The organism is Streptococcus sp. FSL R7-0212 (genome assembly GCF_038007985.1).
Taxonomy (GTDB): domain Bacteria; phylum Bacillota; class Bacilli; order Lactobacillales; family Streptococcaceae; genus Streptococcus; species Streptococcus parauberis.
In genome coordinates this window covers 1,070,575-1,094,596 of record NZ_JBBOYF010000001.1, presented here as the reverse complement: position 1 = coordinate 1,094,596, position 24,022 = coordinate 1,070,575, and the positions used below count along the sequence as shown (strand labels likewise).

25 protein-coding genes and 1 pseudogene are annotated in these 24,022 nt (G+C 34.5%); 24 read left to right on the top strand and 2 right to left on the bottom strand.

Annotated features, from left to right (window positions below; translation table 11 throughout):
• Positions 1–83: 83 nt before the first annotated feature.
• From MKY69_RS05615 to topA, 9 genes are all read left to right on the top strand, one after another.
• Positions 84–533: an OsmC family protein gene (locus tag MKY69_RS05615; protein ID WP_003106923.1), complete on the top strand. Its 450-nt coding sequence runs from the start codon at positions 84–86 to the stop codon at positions 531–533.
• Between the two features lie 70 nt (positions 534–603).
• Positions 604–2,286, top strand: a complete 1,683-nt coding sequence (gene lpdA, locus MKY69_RS05610; protein WP_340791132.1) for a dihydrolipoyl dehydrogenase — start codon at positions 604–606, stop codon at positions 2,284–2,286.
• Positions 2,283–3,170, top strand: a complete 888-nt coding sequence (locus tag MKY69_RS05605; protein ID WP_003104209.1) for a lipoate--protein ligase — start codon at positions 2,283–2,285, stop codon at positions 3,168–3,170. The genes lpdA and MKY69_RS05605 overlap by 4 nt, the downstream gene beginning before the upstream one ends.
• Before the next feature lie 21 nt (positions 3,171–3,191).
• Positions 3,192–3,608 (top strand): MarR family winged helix-turn-helix transcriptional regulator, encoded by a 417-nt coding sequence (locus MKY69_RS05600; RefSeq protein WP_003104767.1) that lies wholly within the window; start codon positions 3,192–3,194, stop codon positions 3,606–3,608.
• Positions 3,609–3,780: 172 nt separating this feature from the next.
• The gene (gene ylqF, locus MKY69_RS05595; RefSeq protein ID WP_003106918.1) at positions 3,781–4,635 is read left to right on the top strand and encodes a ribosome biogenesis GTPase YlqF; all 855 of its coding nucleotides are present in this window, start codon (positions 3,781–3,783) and stop codon (positions 4,633–4,635) included.
• Positions 4,619–5,392, top strand: a complete 774-nt coding sequence (locus MKY69_RS05590; protein ID WP_062806615.1) for a ribonuclease HII — start codon at positions 4,619–4,621, stop codon at positions 5,390–5,392. The genes ylqF and MKY69_RS05590 overlap by 17 nt, the downstream gene beginning before the upstream one ends.
• Positions 5,393–5,463: 71 nt before the next feature.
• Positions 5,464–6,009 carry a sugar O-acetyltransferase gene (locus MKY69_RS05585; protein ID WP_003106915.1) on the top strand — a complete coding sequence of 182 codons (546 nt, stop codon included), beginning with the start codon at positions 5,464–5,466 and terminating at the stop codon, positions 6,007–6,009.
• 60 nt (positions 6,010–6,069) lie between these two features.
• Entirely contained in the window at positions 6,070–6,909 is an 840-nt protein-coding gene (gene dprA, locus MKY69_RS05580) for a DNA-processing protein DprA (RefSeq protein WP_340791131.1), read from the top strand.
• A 105-nt stretch (positions 6,910–7,014) separates the two neighbouring features.
• Positions 7,015–9,150 carry a type I DNA topoisomerase gene (gene topA / locus MKY69_RS05575; RefSeq protein ID WP_003106911.1) on the top strand — a complete coding sequence of 712 codons (2,136 nt, stop codon included), beginning with the start codon at positions 7,015–7,017 and terminating at the stop codon, positions 9,148–9,150.
• Positions 9,151–9,185: 35 nt separating this feature from the next.
• Here the strand turns inward: topA and MKY69_RS05570 are convergent, their stop codons facing one another.
• Complete coding sequence (locus MKY69_RS05570; protein ID WP_003102535.1) at positions 9,186–10,070, bottom strand: LysR family transcriptional regulator; 885 nt, start codon at positions 10,068–10,070, stop codon at positions 9,186–9,188.
• A gap of 191 nt (positions 10,071–10,261) precedes the next feature.
• Here MKY69_RS05570 and MKY69_RS05565 point away from each other — a divergent pair, with 191 nt between their 5' ends.
• The 5 genes from MKY69_RS05565 to trmFO all read left to right on the top strand — a co-directional run bounded on the left by MKY69_RS05565 (position 10,262) and on the right by trmFO (position 15,284).
• Entirely contained in the window at positions 10,262–11,320 is a 1,059-nt protein-coding gene (locus tag MKY69_RS05565) for a PTS transporter subunit IIC (RefSeq protein WP_013793942.1), read from the top strand.
• A 13-nt stretch (positions 11,321–11,333) separates the two neighbouring features.
• Positions 11,334–12,326: a D-lactate dehydrogenase gene (locus MKY69_RS05560; protein WP_003106906.1), complete on the top strand. Its 993-nt coding sequence runs from the start codon at positions 11,334–11,336 to the stop codon at positions 12,324–12,326.
• Between the two features lie 109 nt (positions 12,327–12,435).
• Positions 12,436–13,104 (top strand): SatD family protein, encoded by a 669-nt coding sequence (locus MKY69_RS05555; protein ID WP_003103686.1) that lies wholly within the window; start codon positions 12,436–12,438, stop codon positions 13,102–13,104.
• A complete protein-coding gene (locus tag MKY69_RS05550; protein ID WP_096633553.1) occupies positions 13,101–13,814 on the top strand; it encodes a DUF3307 domain-containing protein in 714 nt (237 codons plus the stop codon). Before MKY69_RS05555 ends, MKY69_RS05550 begins: the two co-directional genes overlap by 4 nt.
• Positions 13,815–13,949: 135 nt before the next feature.
• Positions 13,950–15,284: a methylenetetrahydrofolate--tRNA-(uracil(54)-C(5))-methyltransferase (FADH(2)-oxidizing) TrmFO gene (gene trmFO, locus MKY69_RS05545; protein WP_180946341.1), complete on the top strand. Its 1,335-nt coding sequence runs from the start codon at positions 13,950–13,952 to the stop codon at positions 15,282–15,284.
• 24 nt (positions 15,285–15,308) lie between these two features.
• Here the strand turns inward: trmFO and MKY69_RS05540 are convergent, their stop codons facing one another.
• A complete protein-coding gene (locus MKY69_RS05540; RefSeq protein ID WP_100083855.1) occupies positions 15,309–15,791 on the bottom strand; it encodes a PASTA domain-containing protein in 483 nt (160 codons plus the stop codon).
• 176 nt (positions 15,792–15,967) lie between these two features.
• On the opposite strand from MKY69_RS05540, the gene MKY69_RS05535 reads away from it, so the two are divergent.
• The 10 genes and pseudogenes from MKY69_RS05535 (at position 15,968) to MKY69_RS05490 (ending at position 24,017) form a co-directional block, all read left to right on the top strand.
• Positions 15,968–16,720, top strand: a complete 753-nt coding sequence (locus tag MKY69_RS05535; RefSeq protein WP_003105207.1) for an ABC transporter ATP-binding protein — start codon at positions 15,968–15,970, stop codon at positions 16,718–16,720.
• Position 16,721: 1 nt separating this feature from the next.
• Entirely contained in the window at positions 16,722–18,677 is a 1,956-nt protein-coding gene (locus MKY69_RS05530; RefSeq protein ID WP_062806621.1) for an ABC transporter permease, read from the top strand.
• A 42-nt stretch (positions 18,678–18,719) separates the two neighbouring features.
• Positions 18,720–19,385, top strand: a complete 666-nt coding sequence (locus tag MKY69_RS05525; protein ID WP_003108452.1) for a response regulator transcription factor — start codon at positions 18,720–18,722, stop codon at positions 19,383–19,385.
• Positions 19,382–20,329 (top strand): sensor histidine kinase, encoded by a 948-nt coding sequence (locus MKY69_RS05520; RefSeq protein WP_340791130.1) that lies wholly within the window; start codon positions 19,382–19,384, stop codon positions 20,327–20,329. The genes MKY69_RS05525 and MKY69_RS05520 overlap by 4 nt, the downstream gene beginning before the upstream one ends.
• Positions 20,329–20,496, top strand: a complete 168-nt coding sequence (locus MKY69_RS05515) for a hypothetical protein (RefSeq protein ID WP_340791128.1) — start codon at positions 20,329–20,331, stop codon at positions 20,494–20,496. Before MKY69_RS05520 ends, MKY69_RS05515 begins: the two co-directional genes overlap by 1 nt.
• Before the next feature lie 35 nt (positions 20,497–20,531).
• Entirely contained in the window at positions 20,532–20,681 is a 150-nt protein-coding gene (locus MKY69_RS05510; protein WP_413473747.1) for a DUF5655 domain-containing protein, read from the top strand.
• Positions 20,682–20,695: 14 nt separating this feature from the next.
• Positions 20,696–21,217, top strand: coding sequence for an NUDIX hydrolase (locus MKY69_RS05505; RefSeq protein WP_340791127.1), 522 nt, complete (start codon positions 20,696–20,698; stop codon positions 21,215–21,217).
• Positions 21,218–21,366: 149 nt separating this feature from the next.
• A complete protein-coding gene (locus MKY69_RS05500; protein ID WP_013793935.1) occupies positions 21,367–22,152 on the top strand; it encodes a TrmB family transcriptional regulator in 786 nt (261 codons plus the stop codon).
• Between the two features lie 11 nt (positions 22,153–22,163).
• Positions 22,164–23,007: pseudogene (locus MKY69_RS05495) on the top strand (sulfite exporter TauE/SafE family protein).
• A 14-nt stretch (positions 23,008–23,021) separates the two neighbouring features.
• Entirely contained in the window at positions 23,022–24,017 is a 996-nt protein-coding gene (locus tag MKY69_RS05490; RefSeq protein WP_340791126.1) for an ornithine cyclodeaminase family protein, read from the top strand.
• Positions 24,018–24,022: the final 5 nt, after the last annotated feature.

The following is a 24,022-nucleotide window of genomic DNA, read 5'->3' as shown; positions in this document are numbered from 1 at the left end:
TGACTTCACAAATTGAAAGCGTTATAATCAAAACAGATAGCATGCTAACTATTACACAACTTTTTTAATTTTGGAGGTATTTTATGTTAGAAACATTTAAAGCGACAGCCAGAAAGACTGCCAATGGATTGCAAGTAGAAGCTAATGCGCGTGGTTTCAAAATCACATTAGATGAGCCAGAAGAACTTGGTGGAACTAATACAGGAATGAATCCTGTAGAAGCCATTCTATGTGCACTTGGTGCTTGTCAATCAATTGTTTGTGCAGCATTTGCAGAATCTCAAGACTTCAAATATGATGAATTCTGGATGGAATTAGAAGGAGACCTTGATCCTGATGGATTTATGGGATTGGCAGAAGGAGTCCGTAATGGTTTCCAAGAAATTCGTTATTCTACTCACTTTGTAACTTCTGAACCGCAAGAAAAAGTTGATGCTTTTTCAGAATTTATTGATCAACATTGCCCAGTTAGTGATAACTTGCAAAATGGTGTAAAAGTTATTCGTACTGCAGCTGTCATTGAAGATAAATAAGTCAATAATATACTGAGCTATTCAGGAAGCTGCATTTTTGCCTTCCTGAATTTTATTTAAGGAGATAAAAATGGAAAAATTACCAAGTTTTCCTGGTAGCAAAGTTTTTACCGTCGGAAAAATTAATATTGCTCAAGGAGACTTAGTTGAAGAAGGGCAAGAACTCTTTCAAATCGAAACTAAAAAGGGAAATCGTTCAATTAAAGCAAAATCAAATGGACGGATTTCTCAACTTCTAGTAACTGAGGGTGAATCTGTGAAAGTTGGTCAAGATATTTATGAACTAGCTGCTTCTGACACTCAAACTGATAGTAGTGAAATTCTTAGCAAGAAAGAAATAAGCACTAGCAAAGAAATAATTAATAAAAGTGTGAATCTTCTCATAATAGGTGGTGGAACTGGTGGCTATGTTGCAGCCATTAGAGCTGCAAAGGCTGGGAAAAATGTTTTATTAGTAGAAAAAAATAAAATGGGAGGGACTTGCCTAAATGTAGGTTGCATCCCTACCAAAGCTTTAATTGCTTCTTCAGAACTATATGAGCAGGCTATCCATAGTAAGGATTTTGGGATTATGATTGATGGTCAGATTAAACCGGATATGCCTGCAATTATTGATCGTAAAAATCAAATTGTTGAAAAATTAACCACCGGTGTTGAATTTCTGATGGAAAAAAATCAAATTGAAGTCATTATAGGTCAAGCGAGTTTCATTAATAATACAAGTGTCAAAATAGATTCTGAACAAGAAACTATTGTCACTTTTGAAGATTGTATTATTGCGACAGGTTCAGTCGTTGCCATTCCAAACATTCCAGGGATTGATTCAAAACACATTTTGACAAGTACTGAAGCTTTAGATAATAGAGAATTACCTAGGAGTATGGTTATTGTTGGCGGTGGTGTCATTGGTCTTGAATTTGCTTTCCTTTATGCTCAACTTGGAGTTTCAGTAACAGTTATTGAATTTAGGGACGCCTTACTAGCAAATATGGATGCAGAAATTTCTAAAACTATTTTTGATATAGCAAGAGAAAAAGGCATCAAAGTTTATCTAGAAAGCAAAGTTTCGGCATTTTCAGAAGCAGTTGATGGACAAGTTATCACTCATTTCCAAGAAAAAGGTAAAGAACAATTTGCTATCAGTGAGAAAGTATTAGTTGCTGTTGGTCGTAAACCAAATATGGAAGAACTTGCTTTAGAAAAAACAGACGTCACTCTTAATGAAAAAACTAGAGGTATTTTAGTAGACAATCACATGAAAACAGTTGTCGATCATATCTACGCTGTCGGTGATGTAAACAATATGATTCAACTTGCACATGCTGCAAGCAAACAAGGGATGATTGCTGTTGAAAATATTTTAGGCATGGCAAGTGAATTTACAATAACTAATACACCTAGTGTTGTCTTTACTTCACCTGAAATTGCAAGTGTTGGATTAAGCGAAGAAGCAACAAAAGCAGTAGGAATAGACTATAAAGTAGGATATGCTCATTTTGAAGCTAATGGAAAATCTTTAACATTGAATCAAACACAAGGCTTCGTCAAAATTATTAAAGATCAAACAGATACTGTAATTGGTGCCTCGGTTATAGGACCAGATGCCTCCACTTTAATTGCGACATTAACAACTTATGTCACAAATAAAATGAAATTAGATGAAATTGAACAAATCATCTTTGCCCATCCTACAACAGCTGAAGTTATCCATGAAGCATCACTTGATCTTGGTTTAGGAGCATTTCACGAATGAAATTATACCTTTCTGATAGATTAAATCCATATGAAAACATCGCCTTTGAAAAACATCTTCTCGATCTAAAGGAAGAAGCTCTGTTTTTGTGGGTCAATCAACCATCAGTAATTATTGGACGAAATCAAAATCCATATGCGGAAGTCGATATGGAGTATCTAAAAGAAAACAAAATCTGTTTAGTCAGAAGATATAGTGGTGGAGGTGCGGTCTATCATGATCAGGGAAATCTTAACTATTCTTATATTTCAACCGAAGAATCGACTGAGGAAATTATAAACCTCATTCAAAAAGTACTTGAGACAAAAGGAATAATTGTAGAAAAAAATGGTCGAAACGACTTAACAGTAGATGGTAAAAAAATTAGTGGAATGGCTTATCTAATTGAGAATGAATGGGTGCTTCATCATGGAACATGCTTGGTTGATTTAAATGAGGCCGTTCTATGTAAGGTGTTAAAACCTTCAAAAATCAAATTACAATCTAAAGGAATTACTTCAGTAAAATCAAGGGTTCTTAATCTAAACCAAAAAAATAGAGAATTATCAAGTTCGAATTTAATTGCCAGCTTTTGTCAGGTATTGAATCAAGAACCAATCCTTCCAGATTGGACTGATGATATCATTGATCAAGCTAAATATCTCTCTTCCGAAGAATGGATTTTTGCACAAAGTCCAGATTTTACAGCTCAAATCGAAGAAAAGACTGTTAGTGGCCTATTTCAAGTTTTTATAGAGACTAAAGATAACAAAATCAAAGCAATTAAAGTCTATACTGACAGTTTAAATCCGAGGTTTAGTGATGAAAATTTTAATACATTTATAGGAAATGATTATAATCCGGAAAATAATGATAAAATTGTAGAATTGATTCGTCTTTTATGATATAGTCTTTTTGGAGGTTGTATGTTTAAGATTGAAGAATGTTTAGCCTATTTTACGAATAAAGAAAGTAAGTTACTTGCGACTGAATTAGATAATCGTATCCAACCATATGGACTAACACGTGTTCAATGGATGGCTCTCTACCATATTGCAAATAATGAGCAGATTAGTCAGAAACAATTAGCTAATTTATTGGGATCAAAACAGCCAACTATTGCTAAATTATTAGATCGGATGACAGAAAATGGACTTATTCAACGTATCCAATTTGATAAACGGACTAATTTTCTTGATTTGACAAGCAATGGTCGGGAAATGTATACAAAGATTCTGCCAGTTGCTGAAAGATTTAAAAATGATGCTGTAAAAGGAATTCCAAATGAAGATTTACTGACATTCCAACGTGTCATGAAACAAATGGCAGAAAATATAAAATAAAAAGAATGGCTTTTCAATTATTTGAAAGGTCATTTTATATTCTAATCAGGAGCAAAATCATTAAAAAAATGGTAAAATAGGCTTTGCTTGAAGTATTTATTACCATTTACATGAGACAAATAACTTCAAAATAGATCAGAACTTAATTGACATTTAAGTTGAAAGGAAAAACATGGCTATCATTCAATGGTTCCCAGGACATATGTCCAAAGCTAGACGACAAGTACAAGAAAATATTAAACACGTTGATTTCGTGACTATCCTAGTAGATGCACGCTTACCCTTATCAAGTCAAAATCCAATGCTGACTAAAATTGTTGGTGACAAACCTAAATTAATGATTTTAAATAAAGCAGACTTAGCTGATAAGAGTATGACAAAAGAGTGGCGTCAATTCTACGAGAAACAAGGCATCAAGACACTAGCAATTAACTCGAAAGAGCAATCTACAGTTAAAAAAGTGACTGAAGCAGCTAAAGACTTGATGGCAGACAAAATTCAAAGATTACGCGACCGCGGTATCCAAAAAGAAACCCTAAGAACAATGATTATTGGGATTCCAAATGCTGGTAAATCGACTTTGATGAACCGTCTGGCAGGTAAGAAAATAGCAGTCGTTGGTAATAAACCTGGGGTTACCAAGGGTCAACAATGGTTAAAATCAAATAAAGATTTGGAAATTTTAGATACTCCTGGGATTCTATGGCCCAAATTCGAAGATCAAAAAGTTGGTCTTAAGTTAGCATTGACAGGTGCAATCAAAGACCAATTGCTACCTATGGATGAAGTGACTATTTTTGGTTTAAATTACTTTAAAGAGCATTATCCAAATCGTTTACTTGACCGTTTTAAAGGAATCAACCTTGAAGACGAAGCTCCAGAAATGATTATGTCTATGACTAGAAAGCTTGGCTATAAAGATGATTATGATCGTTTTTACAATCTTTTTGTCAAAGAAGTTCGAGACGGCAGACTGGGTGTCTTTACCCTTGATCAAGTAGGTGATGTTGATGACTTTGACGATTAAAGACATTAAAAGTCAATTAGAGGCCATTAATGACCTCACTGACCCTCTTTTTGCTACTTTTGATACAGATAGCCGTGCAGGGGTCAAGAAGGCTTTAGAGGCGAGAAAAAGGGCTATTCAAGCCATACTTGATGAAGACCAGCGTCTAGAGAATATGTTACGCTATGAAAAATCCTTATATGCTCAAGGCTATCAAGCCATTGCTGGTATCGACGAAGTAGGTCGTGGCCCCCTTGCAGGTCCAGTTGTCGCAGCCTGTGTTATTCTGCCGAAAAACTGTAAAATCACTGGGTTGAATGATTCCAAAAAAATACCTAAATCTAAACATGAAATGATTTATAATCTGGTTATAGAGAAAGCAATCGCAGTTGGTATTGGTTTAATGACTAACGAAGTGATTGATGAAGTTAATATTTATCAGGCTACTAAATTAGCCATGCAAGCCGCAATCAATAACTTAGAAGGTGACAATTTGACTCCTGATTTTCTCTTGATTGACGCGATGAAACTTGAGAATTCTATTCCTCAAGAATCAATTATTAAAGGAGATGCCAATTCTTTATCTATAGCGGCAGCTTCAATTGTTGCTAAAGTCACTCGTGATCGCTTAATGGTTGATTATGATAAGGCATACCCAGGTTACGATTTTGCCAAAAATGCTGGATATGGAACAAAGAATCATTTGGAAGGCTTGCGCAAATTGGGCGTGACTGAAATCCACCGACGTACATTTGAACCAGTTAAATCCATGCTTTAATACTAGTTTTCAGCAGAAAAATAGTAGTTTTTCGTTTAAATAATTTTTAACTAGTTACGAGGAGATGTGAAATGACTGAATTTGAAAAAATGATTGCGGGTCAAATGTATGATGCTAGTGATAGCGATCTTAAAGCCATGCGTCAGAAAAAACGTGACTATATGGCACGCTTCAACAATGAGTTAGATGGGGATAAAAGAAGTCTAATTTTGAAGGAATGGCTCGGGTCGACTGGTGATAATATCTTTATGGAAGCCAATTTTGCCTGTGATTATGGTTCCAATATCTACCTAGGTGAAAACTTCTATGCTAATTTTAATACGACTATGTTGGATGTTTGTGAAATTCGCATTGGTAATAATGCTATGTTTGGACCTAATTGTCAGTTATTGACGCCTTTACACCCACTTAATGCTGAGGAAAGAATTGCTGGGCTTGAATTTGGTGCTCCGATAACTATTGGAGACAACGTTTGGCTGGGTGGTGGTGTAACTATCTTACCTGGAATCACTCTGGGTGATAACGTCGTTGTTGGAGCTGGCAGTGTCGTTACAAAATCCTTTGGGGATAATGTTGTTCTCGGTGGAAATCCTGCTCGTGTGATAAAAAATTTATAATGAGTAAATCCCTTTTAGGGATTTCTTTCTTTTTCGAATAATATAGTGAGAGGTATTATTATGAATAATTTCGAACTATACAAATTGAAAAAAGCTGGACTAGAAAATCATCACATTTTAAAAATTATCGCCTATCAGGAAAAGTATGACAAAAAACTTTCCTTACGTAATATGGCACTCATATCTGAATGCAAGCAACCAATCATTTTTATTGAGAATTATAAATCTTTAGACATTGGTGCAATAAAAAATGAATTCAATCTTTTTCCTTCCATTTCAATTTTTGATAAAAACTACCCAATTTCTTTAAAATCAATCTATAATCCACCAGTTCTTTTATTTTATCAAGGAGATATTAGCTTATTAAATCAGCCTATTTTAGGTGTAGTGGGCTCGCGTCAGGCAACAAAAAAAGGTATTCATGCCGTTGATAAAATTATCGAAGAGTTAAATAGTAAGTTTGTTATTGTAAGTGGATTAGCCAGAGGGATTGATACGGCTGCCCACTTTGCAGCTATCAAAAATGGAGGGAAAACAATTGCTGTAATTGGTTCAGGGATGACTAAATTTTATCCAAAAGAAAATCATCGACTGCAAAAGTATATTGCAAATAACCATCTATTGATTAGTGAATATGGACCAGCAGAAGAACCTTTAGCTTATCATTTTCCTCAACGGAATCGGATAATTGCAGGGCTATCATTAGGAATCATAGTCTGTGAAGCCAGAGTCCGTTCTGGAAGTCTAATTACTTGTAAGTATGCACTGGATGAAGGAAGAGATATTTTTGCAATACCAGGAACGATTGTCAATAATAATTCAGAGGGATGTCACCAGCTTATCAAAGAGGGTGCAAAATGCGTCACAATTGGCTTAGACATCCTTTCAGAATACCAATAATTCTCAAGTTTCTTCATATATAACAAATTTTTTTATTGACAGTTCCAAAAAAATGGGATATTATTCTAGAAGCTTTAACCAATAAGTTATAGGAAGTGTGTCAATTTGGTAACGAAAACTACAAGTAAGGCAAAAACTACTAGTAAAAAAGCCACAAGTAAGAAAAAAACAACCAGTCCAAAAAAGAATTTGGTCATCGTTGAATCACCTGCAAAAGCAAAAACAATTGAAAAATATTTAGGACGCAATTACAAAGTTGTCGCATCAGTTGGTCATATCCGTGATTTAAAAAAATCATCAATGTCAATTGATTTTGAAAACAACTACGAGCCAGAATATATCAATATTCGTGGTAAAGGTCCACTGATTAATTCACTTAAAAAAGAAGCAAAAAATGCAAAACAAGTTTTTCTGGCAAGTGACCCGGACCGTGAAGGAGAAGCAATTTCATGGCATCTATCTCATATTTTAGGACTTAATCTTGAAGATAAGAATCGTGTTGTCTTTAATGAAATCACGAAAGATGCAGTAAAAAATGCATTTATTGAGCCTAGACAAGTTGATATGAATCTAGTTGATTCTCAACAAGCAAGGCGTGTTTTAGACCGTATTGTTGGGTATTCTATCTCACCAATTCTTTGGAAAAAAGTCAAAAAAGGTTTATCTGCTGGTCGTGTCCAATCTGTTGCACTAAAGCTTATTATTGACCGCGAAAATGAAATTAAAGCTTTTAAACCTGAAGAGTATTGGACAATCGATAGTCTCTTTAAAAAAGGTACAAAGAAATTCCAAGCTTCTTTTTATGGGGTTGACGGCAAGAAAGTTAAATTAAATACTAACGAAGAAGTAAAAGACGTTCTTTCTCGCATTAAAAATGATGATTTCACAGTCGAGAAAGTTGAGAAAAAAGAACGCCGTCGTAATGCTCCATTACCGTATACAACTTCCTCATTACAACAAGATGCTGCCAACAAAATTAATTTCCGTACGCGTAAAACAATGATGATAGCTCAAAATTTATATGAGGGTATCAATCTTGGTAGTCAAGGAACACAAGGTCTAATTACCTATATGCGTACTGACTCAACAAGGATTAGTCCATCTGTTCAAAACGAGGCAGCTACTTTTATTAGTAATCGTTTTGGTAGCAAGTATTCTAAACATGGAAGTCGTATTAAAAATGCAAGTGGCGCACAAGATGCCCATGAAGCAATCAGACCTTCAAATGTTAATCATACGCCAGAGTCAATTGCCAAACACTTAAATAAAGATCAACTCAAACTCTATACTTTAATATGGAATCGTTTTGTTGCCAGTCAAATGACTGCAGCTATCTTCGATACTGTTAAAGTTACTCTTGAGCAAAATAAAGTTACTTTTGTTGCAAACGGTAGTCAAATTAAATTTGATGGTTATATGGCAGTCTATAATGATTCAGATAAAAATAAAATGTTGCCTGAAATGACAGAAAGTGAAACAGTTAAACGAGAGTCAAGTTCACCAGAACAACACTTTACACAACCACCAGCTCGTTATTCAGAAGCAACTCTAATCAAAACCTTAGAAGAAAACGGTGTTGGTCGTCCGTCAACATATGCTCCAACCTTGGAAGTTATTCAAAGACGGTACTATGTTAAATTAGCTGCTAAACGATTTGAGCCAACAGAGTTAGGTGAAATCGTTAATAAACTGATTGTAGAATTTTTCCCTAATATTGTTGATGTGGCATTTACGGCCAGTATGGAAGCTGAACTTGACCAAGTTGAAGAAGGACAAGTTAAATGGCAGACTGTTATTGACCATTTCTACAAACCATTTTCAAATGATCTTGTTAAGGCTGAAGACGAGATTGAAAAAATTCAAATTAAAGATGAACCAGCTGGTTTTGACTGTGATCTTTGTGGCCATCCAATGGTTATCAAATTAGGCCGTTTTGGTAAATTCTATGCTTGTAGCAATTTCCCAGATTGTCGTAACACAAAAGCAATCACCAAAGAGATTGGCGTCACTTGTCCAATCTGCCAAAAAGGGCAAGTCATTGAACGTAAAACAAAACGCAATCGTATTTTCTATGGTTGTGATCGTTATCCTGAATGCGACTTCACTTCTTGGGATATTCCAGTCGGCAGAACATGTCCTAAATCTGGTGATTACTTAGTTGAGAAGAAAATTCGAGGTGGTGGCAAACAAGTTGTATGTAGTAGTGAGACGTGTGATTACAAAGAAGAAAAAGTTAAATAACAAAAAAGAATTTTAGGATGTCCTAAAATTCTTTTTTAATTTGTTTTAATGGTTGCTAGCAGTTCTTCAATCATTGGACTAAAAGAATAATCATCACGATAGGCAATACCAATTGGATAAAAATCATTTTTATCTTGGAAAGGAATCCAAACTAGTTCTTCAATTTGGCTTAGCGGTTTAAATTCAGAGGCTAGAATTGCTACAGCATCTAAACTCTTTAAACTGTGAATAATAACCTCCCAGTCATCATGCTTGAAGACAATATTTGGTTCAAAACCAAGTGTTCTTGCACGACGAGGTAGCATCTCACCTAGCATGAAATTCTCTGATAATGATGCAAATTTACAATCTTTTAAATCGATTAATCGCAACGATTCTTTTTTTGCCAATGGATGATTTTTTGGAAGTACAATACTGACTTGATAACCTTTGGTTGTTGTCTGTAATGGTTCAATGGTAATATTGTTGAAGATACTCGGAAATGATAAGAGCCCAATATCAATTTGCCCCAATGAAAGTAGTTCCTGGAGTTTGCGTGAACCGTCTTGGATCATCGAAATTTCAACGTTTGAGTGTTTTGCCATGAAGGTTGAAATTTGTTTCATAAACTGAATTGCAAAAAGACCCGTTAAACCTATTCTGATCGTTTCTTTCTTTTCCTGACCTAATTGTTGAATTTCTTCTGTAATTTGGTTGAAATCTGCTAATAAATCTTTTCCTCGTTTGTAGAGTATTTCCCCTGCCTCGGTTAGAAGTAGTTGACGTCCACTTTGTGAAAATAAAGTAGTATTTAATTCAGCTTCTAGTTTTTTTATTGATTGAGAGAGGGTAGGTTGTGTAACAAATAAACTTTTTGCTGCATGCGAATAGTTCTTTGTTTCAGAGACTGTGATGAAATAAGTTAATTGTCTGATATCCATGATAATTCCCTTTCCTATGATTAGTATAGCACACTTCAATGTACATTTTCTGGTCATTATCATTATAAAAATGTATTTTACTGTAAAACATATAGTACAATAAGTTTTACTAAGTTTAGTTATCTGCGTCTATATGTTAATATAAATATAGTTAGTGAAATCACAAGCAAAGAATATGAAGGAGACATCTTATGTCAGAAGTTACAAAAAGACAAACAGCTAAGTCATTTACTATAAATATCTTAAATGGTTTAGCATTAGGCACTGTTATTGTTCTTATCCCAGGAGCTATTCTTGGAGAATTGATGAAAGCTCTTTTACCATTGTGGTCAGGTTTCGGAACACTTATAGCCGCAGCAGGATTAGCAACAACTATGATGGGTCTTGTTATCGGGATGCTAGTTGGTAATAACTTTAAGTTCAACCCAATTCAATCTGCTTCATTAGGTCTAGCAGTAATGTTCGCTGGTGGTGCTGCCAATTTTGTTAAAGGAGCATTTATGCTTCAAGGTACTGGTGACATCATTAATATGGGTATCACAGCAGCTCTTGGTGTATTATTAATCCAATTCTTATCAGATAAAACTAAATCATTTACATTGATTATTGTACCAACAGTTACTTTACTATTAGTAGGTGGTATTGGACATTTTCTTTTACCCTATGTTAAAATGATTACAACTATGATTGGTCAAGGTATTGCTTCATTACTTGGTTTACAACCAATTTTAATGTCAGTATTGATTGCCATGATTTTCTGTTTCCTTATTGTGTCACCAATTACAACTGTTGGTATTGCCTTAGCAATTAGTTTAGCGGGTATTGGTTCAGGTGCAGCCAATCTTGGTATCTGCGCAGCAAGTTTCGGTCTTTGTATGGCAGGTTGGGCAGTAAATTCAAAAGGTACCGCTTTAGCTCACGTTCTTGGTTCACCAAAAATTTCAATGGCTACTGTTTTAGCTAAACCAATTATTATGTTACCAATGCTTTCATCAGCAGCAGTTCTTGGTGTTTTAGCTGCATTATTTAACATTCAAGGTACACCTGCAAGTGCTGGTTTTGGGATCAGTGGTCTAATTGGCCCAATCAATGCTTTGAACTTAGCAAAAGGTGGCTGGTCATTTGCCAACATTCTTATTGTTGTTATTGTCTTTGTTGTTGCTCCAATTGTATTGAACTATGCATTTAATTATTTATTTATCAAAGTCTTAAAAGTTATCGATCCTAACGACTATAAATTGGATGTTTAGTGAGGAGAAATAGATGAAATTAAAATGTTATAATGTCCGCGGTGAAGAAGCCGTACTTGCTGAACAATGGGCAAAAAATAATCAAATCGAAGTATCTTTAGAAGAAGGCCCATTAACTCCTGAAACAGCTAAAAATGCTGCTGGTTTTGATGGTGTTGTTAATGCACAAATTGGTCCATTGGACGATGCAGTTTACCCAATCTTAAAAGAGCTTGGCATTAAACAAATTGCACAACGTAGTGCAGGTGTTGATATGTACAACTTAGATTTAGCAAAAGCTAATGATATTATTGTCAGTAATGTACCAAGTTACTCACCGGAGTCAATTGCTGAATTTACAGTTACTATTGCCTTGAACTTAATCCGTAAAGTTGAATTAATCCTCGAAAACGTTAAAAATCAAAACTTCACATGGAGCCTTCCTGTTCGTGGCCGCCTTTTAGGCGATATGACCGTCGCTATTATTGGCACTGGAAGAATCGGCCTAGCGACAGCCAAAATTTTCAAAGGCTTCGGATGTAAGGTCGTTGGATTTGATATTTATCATAGCCCTGCTGCACAAGAAATTTTGGAATATAAGTCATCTGTCGAAGAAGCAATTAAAGACGCTGATGTGGTTTCACTCCATATGCCACCTACAGCTGAAAATATTCATATCTTCAATAAAGATATGTTTAGTAAATTCAAAAAAGATGCTATCTTACTAAATATGGCACGTGGTGCTCTAGTTGAAACACAAGATTTACTAGATGCTTTAGATAATGGTCTCTTAGCTGGTGCTGGAATTGATACATATGAATTCGAAGGTCCATACATTCCTAAGAATTTCGAAAATCAAGAAATCACTGATGCCCTCTTTAAACAATTGATAACTCATGATAAAGTTATTTATACACCTCATGCTGCCTATTATACAGATGAAGCTGTTAAAAACTTAGTTGAGGGTGGTCTAAATGCAGCTGTTCAAGTTATAGAAACTGGAACAGCTGACACGCGTGTCAATTAATTAATTTTTACAAGGAAAAGTCCGTTATAACGGACTTTTTATAAAATGTCTATTATAACGGACATTTTTCATAATGTCTGCTATAATAGACATAGTGAAGGAGAAGATAATGAACTATCTAGCAGTAATAGGTGATGTGATTGATTCAAAGTCACTGGAAAATCGTTATGACGTCCAAAATAATTTTAAAGCCTGTCTTCAAGCCATTAATGAAAAGTATAAAGAAGAAATAGTTTCAAAATTTTCACTAACATTAGGTGATGAATTTCAGGGGCTTCTTTCCACCCAAGTCAATATTTTTCAAGTAATTGATGATATTATTTTGCTTATGAAACCATATCAGATTCGTTTTGGGATTGGCTTAGGACAAATTTTAACAGACATAAATCCAGACGTAAGCATTGGTGCTGATGGACCTGCATATTGGAATGCTAGACAAGCCATTAATTACATTCATGAAAAAAATGATTATGGTCAAAACCATTTAGCCTTTCAATCTGATAATAAACTAACAAGTAAGGTCATTAATAGTCTGCTAGCAGCAGGAGAAGCTATCAAAAACAATTGGGTGACAAGTCAGCAGGAAGTTTTTGAAACCATGTTATCAGAAAATATTTATGCTGAGGACTTTAATCAAGCATTATTAGCAAAAGAAATGAAACTGGACCCAAGTGCTCTCTCAAAACGTCTAAAATCTAGCAGCATAAAAGTCTATTTTAGAACAAGATTGACGGCATGCGACCTCTACCAGCAAGGGCTTGAGGAGGAAACTAAATGACTGGATTATCGACATTTTTAACAGACAACCCACTAATAATTATGTATTTAATAGCTCATTTTTTATCTGATTTTCAATTGCAGAGTCAAGAAACATCAGATAAAAAGAACTCAGAAATGAACTATTTAATAAAACATCTTCTAGGCGTTGCTTTGCCACTTGTAATTATTTCTATCATGATTCCGTCAACTGTCGACATTAGCCTACTCGTATGGCTGAGCCATGCAGTTATTGATTTCAGCAAAACTTACTTAGCCAAATTATTGAAACTAACACAGATTAAAAGCTTTGCCATTGACCAAATCCTCCATATAATATGTATCTTAGGTTTCGTTTTCCTACTTTGGAAGGGACAAGTTCCTGCATTTTTAGAGAATTCTTATCTCAAAGTCATCTTATTTATGGTTTTAATCACCAAGCCAAGTAATATTGCATTCAAAATCTTTTTTGAGCGTTTTCAGCCACGGACGCAAGCTAAACTTGATACGATTAGTGGTGCAGGTGCCATGATTGGTAATTTGGAAAGAATTGTCATTGGAATTTGTATGGTCATGGGCCAGTTTGCGTCAGTAGGACTTGTTTTTACAGCTAAATCTATTGCTCGTTATGATAAAATTTCCAAGGATCCTGTTTTTGCTGAGTATTATTTAATTGGTTCTTTATTTAGTATTTTATCTGTTTTTGTAGCAGCTTGGATTTGTTTTTTTTAGAATAAATTACATAGATATAGTTATGTAAAAGAGAGAAAGTTATTTTAGTTTTAGCTGTAAATTTGCTATAATATAGCAATTAAAAATTTTAGAAAGATTTGTGGAGTATTTTTACTCCAAAGAGGTATTAGTCTATTGTCTCAATCTTATATTAATGTTATTGGAGCTGGTTTAGCTGGCTCGGAAGCTGCTTATCAAATTGCTAAGCGTGGTATTCCTGTCAAACTTTATGAAATGCGTGGTGTTAAATCAACACCTCAGCATAAGACTTCAAATTTTGCCGAATTAGTTTGTTCTAATTCATTTCGTGGTGATAGTCTAACAAATGCTGTCGGTCTTTTGAAGGAAGAAATGCGTCGTTTGGATTCAATCATTATGCGTGCTGGCGAGAAACATCGTGTGCCTGCTGGTGGTGCAATGGCTGTTGACCGCGAAGGTTATGCGGAATCTGTGACTACGGAATTAGAAAATAATCCTTTGATTGAGGTTATCCGCGGTGAAATTACGGAGATTCCAAATGATGCCATTACCGTTATTGCAACTGGTCCTTTGACTTCAGATGCTTTAGCCGAAAAAATTCATGCTTTAAACGGTGGAGATGGATTCTACTTTTATGATGCGGCAGCTCCAATCATCGATAAGTCAACGATTGACATGAACAAGGTTTATCTCAAGTCTCGTTATGATAAAGGAGAAGCTGCTTATCTGAACTGTCCAATGACTAAAGAGGAGTTCATGGCATTTCATGAGGCTCTCACGACAGCAGAGGAAGCACCGCTTAATTCTTTTGAAAAAGAAAAATATTTCGAAGCATGTATGCCAATCGAAGTTATGGCCAAACGTGGGATTAAAACAATGCTCTACGGGCCAATGAAGCCTGTTGGATTAGAATACCCGGAAGATTACTCTGGACCTCGTGACGGCGAATTTAAGACGCCTTATGCAGTTGTTCAATTACGTCAAGATAATGCTGCTGGAAGTCTTTATAACATGGTTGGTTTCCAAACGCATTTAAAATGGGGAGAGCAAAAACGAGTTTTCCAAATGATTCCTGGTTTAGAAAATGCTGAATTTGTAAGGTATGGTGTGATGCATCGTAATTCCTACATGGATTCTCCAAATTTACTTGAGGAAACATTCCAATCACGCGCTAATCAAAATCTTTTCTTTGCTGGTCAAATGACAGGTGTTGAGGGTTATGTTGAGTCTGCAGCCTCTGGTTTAGTAGCAGGAATTAATGCAGCTCGTCTATTCAAAGGTGAAGAGAAAGTTGTTTTCCCATCAACTACTGCAATTGGTAGCTTACCTTATTATGTCACACATGCAGATAGTAAGCATTTCCAACCTATGAATGTTAACTTCGGTATTATTAAGGAACTTGAAGGCAAACGAATTAGAGATAAAAAAGAACGGTATGAAGCTTTCGCTAAACGCGCTTTAACAGACCTAGAACCATTTTTAAGTAAATAAAAAGAACCCTAGGGTTCTTTTTATTTACTTATTAAATGGAAATTTGATATGTTTAACGTTCTCAATTGCATCAGCAACCTTTTGATTGAATTCAACTGAACGAAGGGTATCTTTATCTCTTAATTCTTGACTTTTTTCTAGCATATTTAAATCAGCAAAGTAGAGTTTTACTAATGACCCTTGAGGATATTTACCACTTTTAGGTGACATTGTGATAACTTCATTGAGCTTACAATCTGCATGATGCTTATCTGGACGCGCCGGAATAGTAGCAACAATAAACCCTTGCTTTTCAATATGTGCCTTGGCATCATCTAAAGAAATATTAACAACATCATCCAAATGTCTTAAATTTTCTTGGCGTTGATGACGTTGATCCATATATTTTTCAACAATTGGTCGTGTATTTTCCATTCCTTTTCCAATTAATTCAGTTGTGTCAGGAATAAATGAAATAACTTTACCTAATGTACCTAGTGAATTCGTAAGTCGTCTTTTTTTTACCATGTCTTTTCCCCTATCTAAGGATTGATAAGTATATTATAACAAAATGCTTGTCTAATAATGAAAATAAAACTTACAGAATTGTAAGTTTTGGACTTGCTCTTGTAAGTTTAACAGGCAAGATAATGTTTATAATTAAGAGTATAAAAAAGGTTATAATAGAAATAGGAGATTAGCACATGTTATTAGAAATTAATCATTTACAAAAGACCTATCGAACACGATTCTCAAAGGAAGTTACACATGCCTTACAAGATATAGACTTTAAAGTGGATAATGGTGAGTTCATTGCAATCATGGGAGAATCTGGTTCAGGTAAAACAACTCTCTTAAACATTTTAGCCACCCTAGAAAAACCAACAAATGGTACGGTTTTATTAAATCGTGAAGATATTACAAAAATTAAAGAAAGCCAGTTAGCACATTTCCGCCTTAAAAATCTGGGTTTTGTATTTCAAGATTTTAATTTACTAGATACCTTGTCTATCAAGGATAATATCTTTTTACCATTAGTACTTGACAGGAAATCGTATCATGAAATGGAAAAACGATTATCCCAAATTGCAAGGAAACTACATATTAATAACTTGGTAAATAAACGTCCTTTTGAAATATCTGGTGGACAAAAACAAAGAGTAGCAATAGCCAGAAGTTTAATTACCCAACCACAGATATTATTAGCAGATGAGCCGACAGCTGCCTTAGATTATCGAAATTCTGAGGATTTATTAGATCTATTTGAAGAGATAAATATGGATGGTCAAACCATTCTCATGGTGACTCACTCTTCAAATGCAGCAAGTCATGCAAAACGCGTCTTATTTATCAAAGATGGTCGTATTTTCCATCAAATGTACCGAGGTAATAAATCTAATAGTGAATTTAGTAAATCAATTTCACTTGCAATGACAGGTTTATTGGGGGGTGAATAGCATGTTCTACCTAAAATTAGCATGGAATAATTTAAAAAAATCAAAAGAAGTTGTAGCCCCTTTTTTATTAGCCAGTACTGTTTTATTTGTGCTGAGTTGTATCGTTTCAATTATTTTATTTAGTCCCATTACAACTAATATGTCCTATGGTAAAATCCTATTAACAATGGCGATGGTGATCCTTAATATCTTTACATTGATAATGGAGATATATAGCTATAATTTTTATTTAAAGCAAAGAAACCGTGAATTTGGACTATATAATATATTAGGTATGAATAAAAGCCAAATTGGACTTGTATCAAGTATTGAATTGCTGATAATCTTTGGCTTGACAATTATTCTCGGAAGTCTATTCTCTTTTATATTTTCAAAATTATTTTATTTAATTTTTGTAAATTTATCTCACATGAATCAATTATCCTTACCGTTTAATAGTAAAGGATATATCATTACAAGTTTCCTATTCCTAGGATTCTTTGTCATATTAGAACTCGTAGGACTCTTAAAAATTAAAAAAACATCTCCCCTTCTACTTTTTCAGGATCATCAACATGGAGAATTAGAGCCAAAAGGAAATATCTTATTTGCTTTTTTAGCCATCCTATCAATCGGAATTGGTTATTACCTTTCCCTAAGTTCTGAAAAAATAGCAGCCTTAGCAGTCTTATATCGGTTCTTTATTGCTGTTGTCTTTGTAATTATCGGAACCTATCTCTTTTATATTTCATTTGTTTCTTGGTATCTAAAAAGAAAAAAAGCTAATAAACGATATTATTACAAGCCTGAGCACTTTATTTCAACGTCCCAATTAATTTTTAGAATGAAGCAAAATGCTCTTGGTCTAGCAAATATTACACTTTTAGCTTGTATGGCATTTGTTGCTATTGCAACAACAACAGCTCTGTATACTAATACAGAAGATGCAATCGACAAATTGTTTCCCAAAAATACTTCAATTGAATTTGTTTCAGAAAATGAGTCAGTAGCCAAAAAGCAATTGAATGATTTTGTTTTAAAACCACTACAATTAAGTCAAACAGATTACATTGAATCAACTAGCACTATGTTAGCATTTCCAGGAGCTAAAGGTAGTAAACTTCAAGTCACTGCTAAGGATTTAAATCAACCTATCCCAACTAAAACTAGTTATACCTACTTAATACATTCTAAAGAATTTGAAAAATTTGGAAATAAAGCACCAAAACTTAGTAAAAACCAAGTTGCTTATTTTACACAAAAAGGTGATAGTCAACTTAAGTCAATATCTGTCCTTGGAAAAACTTATCAGGTAGTTAAAAATTTTAAAAAAGTAGTCTATCCAGATGTTACGAATACCTATTACCCATCACTAATAATCGTCAAGGATCAGACAGTTTTTAACCAAATAGTAGAACTTGTAAATACTGAACAAAAATATAAGATCAGACCTAACTATAAAGTCTATGCTGATCTTAATCAGAAACAATTAAATCAAATTCTTGATAAGAGTGGAAACATCAGTAACACAAAAGAATTTATTGCTCATGTCGATCAAAAAAATAGATTTAAAGATGAATCATATACTCTGTTTGGTGGATTTCTATTCACAGGATTTCTTTTGGGACTTACCTTTATAATGGGTGCTGCCTTAATAATTTACTATAAACAGTATACTGAAGGCCACCAAGACAAAAAGAGTTATAAAATCTTACAAGAAGTTGGAATGAGTCAAAAACAAGTTAAAAAGACAATTAACTCTCAAATTCTCCTTGTCTTTTTCATGCCAATAATAATGTCAATCATCCACTTTAGTGTTGCCCTAGTGATGATTAAACAGATGTTATTACTCTTTGGAGTTACTAATACAAGCCTTATCTATACTGTTTGTGCATCGACAATAGCTATTATCATTGCGATATACTTTATCATTTATAGTATTACTAGCCGAACTTATTATAAAATTATAGAAAGATAGAAAGATGGCGATTTTTCGCCTCTTTTTTGTTAAAATAGTCATATGAAAATACATCAAAAAATTTTTATCATTGAGGATGACTCGACAATAAAGAATATGCTAACGCAACATTTATCCCAAAACTATCTAGTAGCAAGCGTCCTAAATTTTAGAGATATTAAACGTGAAGTCACAGACTTTGCCCCAGACTTAATCTTGATGGATATTACCCTTCCCTATTATAATGGATTTTATTGGACAACTGAAATCAGAAAAGAGCTGACAGTTCCAATAATTTTTATATCTAGCTCCTCAGATGAAATGGATGCTGTAATGGCTCTAAATATGGGTGGAGATGATTTTATCAGTAAACCCTTTTCACTAACTATTTTAGATGCAAAAATTTCTGCCTTCTTAAGAAGAGCGCAACAATTTACCAAATCAGACTTGACCTTTCAAGATTTCACCCTCATGTTTGATGGCAATTTGGTTAAGGGTGAGGAACAAATTGCCTTGTCTCCGACAGAACACAAAATTTTAGCTCTGCTATTCTCAAAGCAAGGACAAGTAGTAACCAAGGAAGAAATTTTGACTAACTTATGGGAGAATGATCAGTTCATTGATCAAAACACCTTGAATGTCAATATGACCAGACTTCGCAAACGCGTCGGTGAGCTTGGGATGGATAACATTCATACGGTGAGAGGAGTAGGTTACGTACTGAAATGATTAGATTATTTATTAAAGAGTACAAATCTTGGTATATCTTATATTTTCTCTTACTATTTCTAAATTTTCTTGTTTTTTATTTGGTCCATTTACCACTCGATTATTTTATTACTGCTGGATGGGTTTCATTAGGGTTTCTATTGCTATATACAGTTCCCAGTTATTTGAAATTCAAAAGGAAAATAGAAATCTTACAAGATTTTATTTATGTAAACGAGTTAAATGATTTACAATCTCCCAGTGAACTTGCCTACTTGAATGTTATTCAAAAAATCTTAAGTCAAAGTGATTTTAGTCAACAAGAGCTGATCAAACAAAAAGAAAACTTAAACCAAATGATAAAAATGTGGGTCCATCAAATGAAGATTCCGCTTTCTGTTCTTTCACTAATGGAACAAACCAAGGCTTATGATAAGGTAGAAGGTAAGATTCAGCTATTTAAAATGGAAAATTACCTGAAACAATTATTAACCTATTTGAAGTTTTCTGATTATAATGATGATTACATTTTTGAACAGGTCCAAGTAGCAGATCTAATCAAACAAATCATCAAAAGTTATGCTTATGTTTGTATATCTAAAGATATTAGTATTAGTGTATCTGGTCGATGTAAACTTAAGACTGATAGAAAATGGCTCAGTTTTGCTTTAGAACAAATTATTGACAATGCTATCAAGTATTCCAAGCATGGTGGTAAAATCAGAATTGAATTAAAAAGTGATAGTATTGAGATATCTGATTTAGGTATTGGAATACTAGAAGCGGATATCAATCGCATTTTTGATGATGGTTTCACTGGTTTTAATGGTCATGAACATCAAAAAGCCTCTGGTCTTGGACTTTATATGACAAAAAAAGTACTCAACAACCTTGAGTTAGAGATTTCTATTACTAGTGAAATTGAAAAAGGAACGAAAGTAACGATCACAAAGAGTAAAAGATAATGGTCATGAATCAAGATTATGCCATGGATAGTTTATTCCAAAATAATGAAGATCATGTTTTAGAAATTTACCAAACTATTTTAGAAAATATACAAACATATGGTCAACCTATTATTGAAATTAAAAAAACAAGTTTACATCTTGTAAAAAAAAACTTGCTTTTCTAGGAGTTCACCCAAAGAAGAAGCGGCTAGATCTTAATATCGTCAGCGATCATCCTTTAAGCCATTCTCGATTAAGAAAAACGGAACAAATTTCAAAGAAGCGTTATCATAATGCTATTCGATTGCATCACGTTGAAGATATTGATGATCAATTACTAGCCTTAATCAAAGAAGCATTTCACATGTAGATAGGAGGTCAAACATGCAAGAAATTTGGGATATCTATGATAATCAACGGATTAAAACTGGTCGTACCATGATTAGAAGTCATCAATTTGAAGAAGGTGACCTTCACTTAGTTGTCCATCTTTGTATATTCAATACCAAAGGTGAGATGCTGATTCAACAACGACAAAAGGATAAAGAAGACTTTCCGAACATGTGGGATATCTCCGTCGGTGGCAGTGCCTTAGCAGGAGAAACACCGCAGCAAGCCATCATGAGAGAAGCTCAGGAAGAATTAGGAATTTCTTTTGATTTATCTGAAACTAGACCACAGTTTACAATAAACTTTGAAGAGGGCTTTGATGATACTTTCTTAGTAATTGCTAATGTCAACTTAAACGATTTAAGCTTACAAGAAGAAGAAGTACAGGCTGTTAAATGGGCAAGCCGTCAAGAAATTTTCCAGACGATGGCTGACGAAAAATTTATCCCCTACCATTTAGGTAAGATCCAATTATGCTTCGATATGCTCGGCATATACGGCGCCCATAAGAAGTAAAAAAAGGACCTAAAAATTAGGTCCTTTTTTTACTTCGTGAAATATTTTTCAAAAAAACGTTAAAAAGTTCACAAAATCTATTGACAAAAATCGCTCACAAGAATATAGTAGTTACTGTAAGTAGCTACTATGAAAAACGAGGAGTTAATATGCTGGTTAAAAAAATGAAACAATTCGGCTATACTGAGTCTGAAACCAATATATACCTTAGTCTGGTGGAAAATGGATCCATGACAGGATATGAGGTCAGTAAAAAATCAGGTGTCCCTAGGTCCAAAGTTTATAATAATTTAGAAACATTGGTAAAAAAGGGAGTCGTTTTAGTTAATAAAAGTGAACCAAAGATATACTCTGCCATTTCGCCAGAAGAGTTTGTTAGCATGCTCAAACAAACAACTCTTGGTGATATTCAATATTTAGATGATCACTTATCTGATATAAAAGAAAAAGAAGACGATACTCTACTATGGCAATTGGAAAATAAAGAGGCCGTCCAACATAAAATCTTATATATGATTGAACATGCCAAGGAAAGTCTTTATATCCAAATCTGGGAAGAAAGTTTAAGTCCCACAATTATTCAAGCTTTAAAAGAAGCTGAAGCTAGATTAGAAGGTTTCGTTTGTATTTTGTTTAGTCCAAGTGGTCATTACACTTTACCTTTCAAACGTTTTTACCCTCATGGTTTTGAGACTGATAAACTTGAAGACATGGGTGGGCGTTGGGTTAATTTAATTTGTGATGATGATATTGTTCTATTTGGAACTTTAGATGACACATGTGATGTCATTTGGTCACACAATAAAGCAATGCGTCTCTTAGCTAAGGAATATGTTAAACATGATGCATACACTTTAAAGATCATTCAAGAACATGGTCAGGAATTGGCACGCGCCTATGGAAACGATTTTGAAGGTATTCGAAAAATATTCTAATGGAGAATACCATGACGTTCAAAAATATATTATTGTTTCTCGTTATAATTGTAAATGCTTATTTTGCCTTTATCTTTATTAAAGACTTAATAAGCCATAAAAAAGAAGTAATGGCTGAACCAGCAAAAACAGCTGTTCTACCAATCTCTAGTGCTATTATCTTCTGTCGGTATTTCAGACTTTGCCATCAGTACTAGCTTGTATCCTAAACTCAATTGGACAAGTGTTAAAAAATTACCAGGAACCTTAAATACACAGTGCACAATTCCTGTTGCTGTAATGGCACTGGCTTATATCACTAGTATTAAAGTTTCTATTGTAACTTTAGTTGTTTGTATAATAAGCCAAATGGTTGGCTCGTACTTTGGCGCAAAATTTGCTGTTAAGCTTCCAGCTGAAAAACTAAAATATTCTATTGGTATAGGTATGATTATTGCCGCCTTGATTATCTTTGGTGGTAAATTTGGATGGTTACCAGGTGGTGGCAATGCTACTGAACTAACTGGAGTTAAACTAGTTATTGCGGCTGTAGCGCTAGCAATTTTCGGTGCCTTAAATAACATTGGAATTGGCTCTTATGCCCTTACTATGATTACTGTTTACTTACTAGGCTTGAATCCAGCAGTCGCTTTCCCAATTATGATGGGTGCAGCAACATTCTCAGTACCAGTGGGAAGCGTTCAATTTGTTAAGTCTGGTGAATACAGTCGTAAAATTACCCTTTTCACCTCAACTTTTGGTGTCCTTGGTGTTCTATGTGCGGTTTTTGTCGTAACAAGCTTAAATGTCTCAATCCTTCAATGGTTTGTCGCTTTTATCTTGCTCTATAGTGCTTCCGGTATGTTGAAAAAATAGAAGAGAGGAAAAACATGTTAATTTTAACTAAAAAAGATATCCAACAATGTTTCAAAATGACTGATGCAATAAAAGCTGCCAAAGAAGCAAGTAAATTATATACCAGTGGAAATGCAACTGTTCCATTAAGAACTAACCTAGATGTAACAGATTTTAATGGTCAAAGCCTCTATATGCCAGCTGCGACTAAAGGTGAACAGAATGCTTTAGGTGTCAAAATCGTCTCTGTCTATCCTGACAATATCAACAAAGGTTTACCTTCAGTGCCTGCAACAATGGTCGCCTTAGACCCAGAAACAGGTATTGTCTCAGCTATCTTAGATGGTACCTATTTAACCCAATTACGCACAGCTGCCATCCAAGGTGCTGCGACAGAAGAATTCTCAAACCCAAATGCAAGAATTGCTGGTTTAATTGGAACCGGTGGCCAAGGCTATCAACAAGCCATCGCCATGATGACCGCACGTCAACTGGAAGAATTAAAAGTCTTTGATATTGATTTTGAGCGTGCAAAAACATTTGCCCAACAACTTTCAGCTGATATGAAAGATAGCTTCACTACAAAAATCTATGCTGTCCAAACGGCAAAAGAAGCAGTAGCGGATTCTGATATTGTCACAACAGTTACAACTTCAAAAGTTAATACTTTTAATGCTGAAGATGTCAAAGTTGGCGCTCATGTCAATGGTATTGGAGCCTATACGCCAGAAATGCTTGAGTTGCCTAAAGAATTACTAGTCAAAGCAGATGCAGTTATCTTTGATACCAGTGATGGCGTCTTAGCAGAAGCAGGAGACATCCAAACACCAATCAAGGAAGGCTTGCTTGAACTAACTGACTATACTGGAGAGATTGGCCAATTCTTATTAGGACAAATTCACGGTCGTAAATCAGAATCAGACATCACAGTCTTTAAGAGTGTTGGATCAGCAGTCTTAGACATCGTAACAGCTCAATTAATTGTCGAAAAAGCACAAGATATGGGAATTGGAACTCAATTTGATATTTAAAAAAA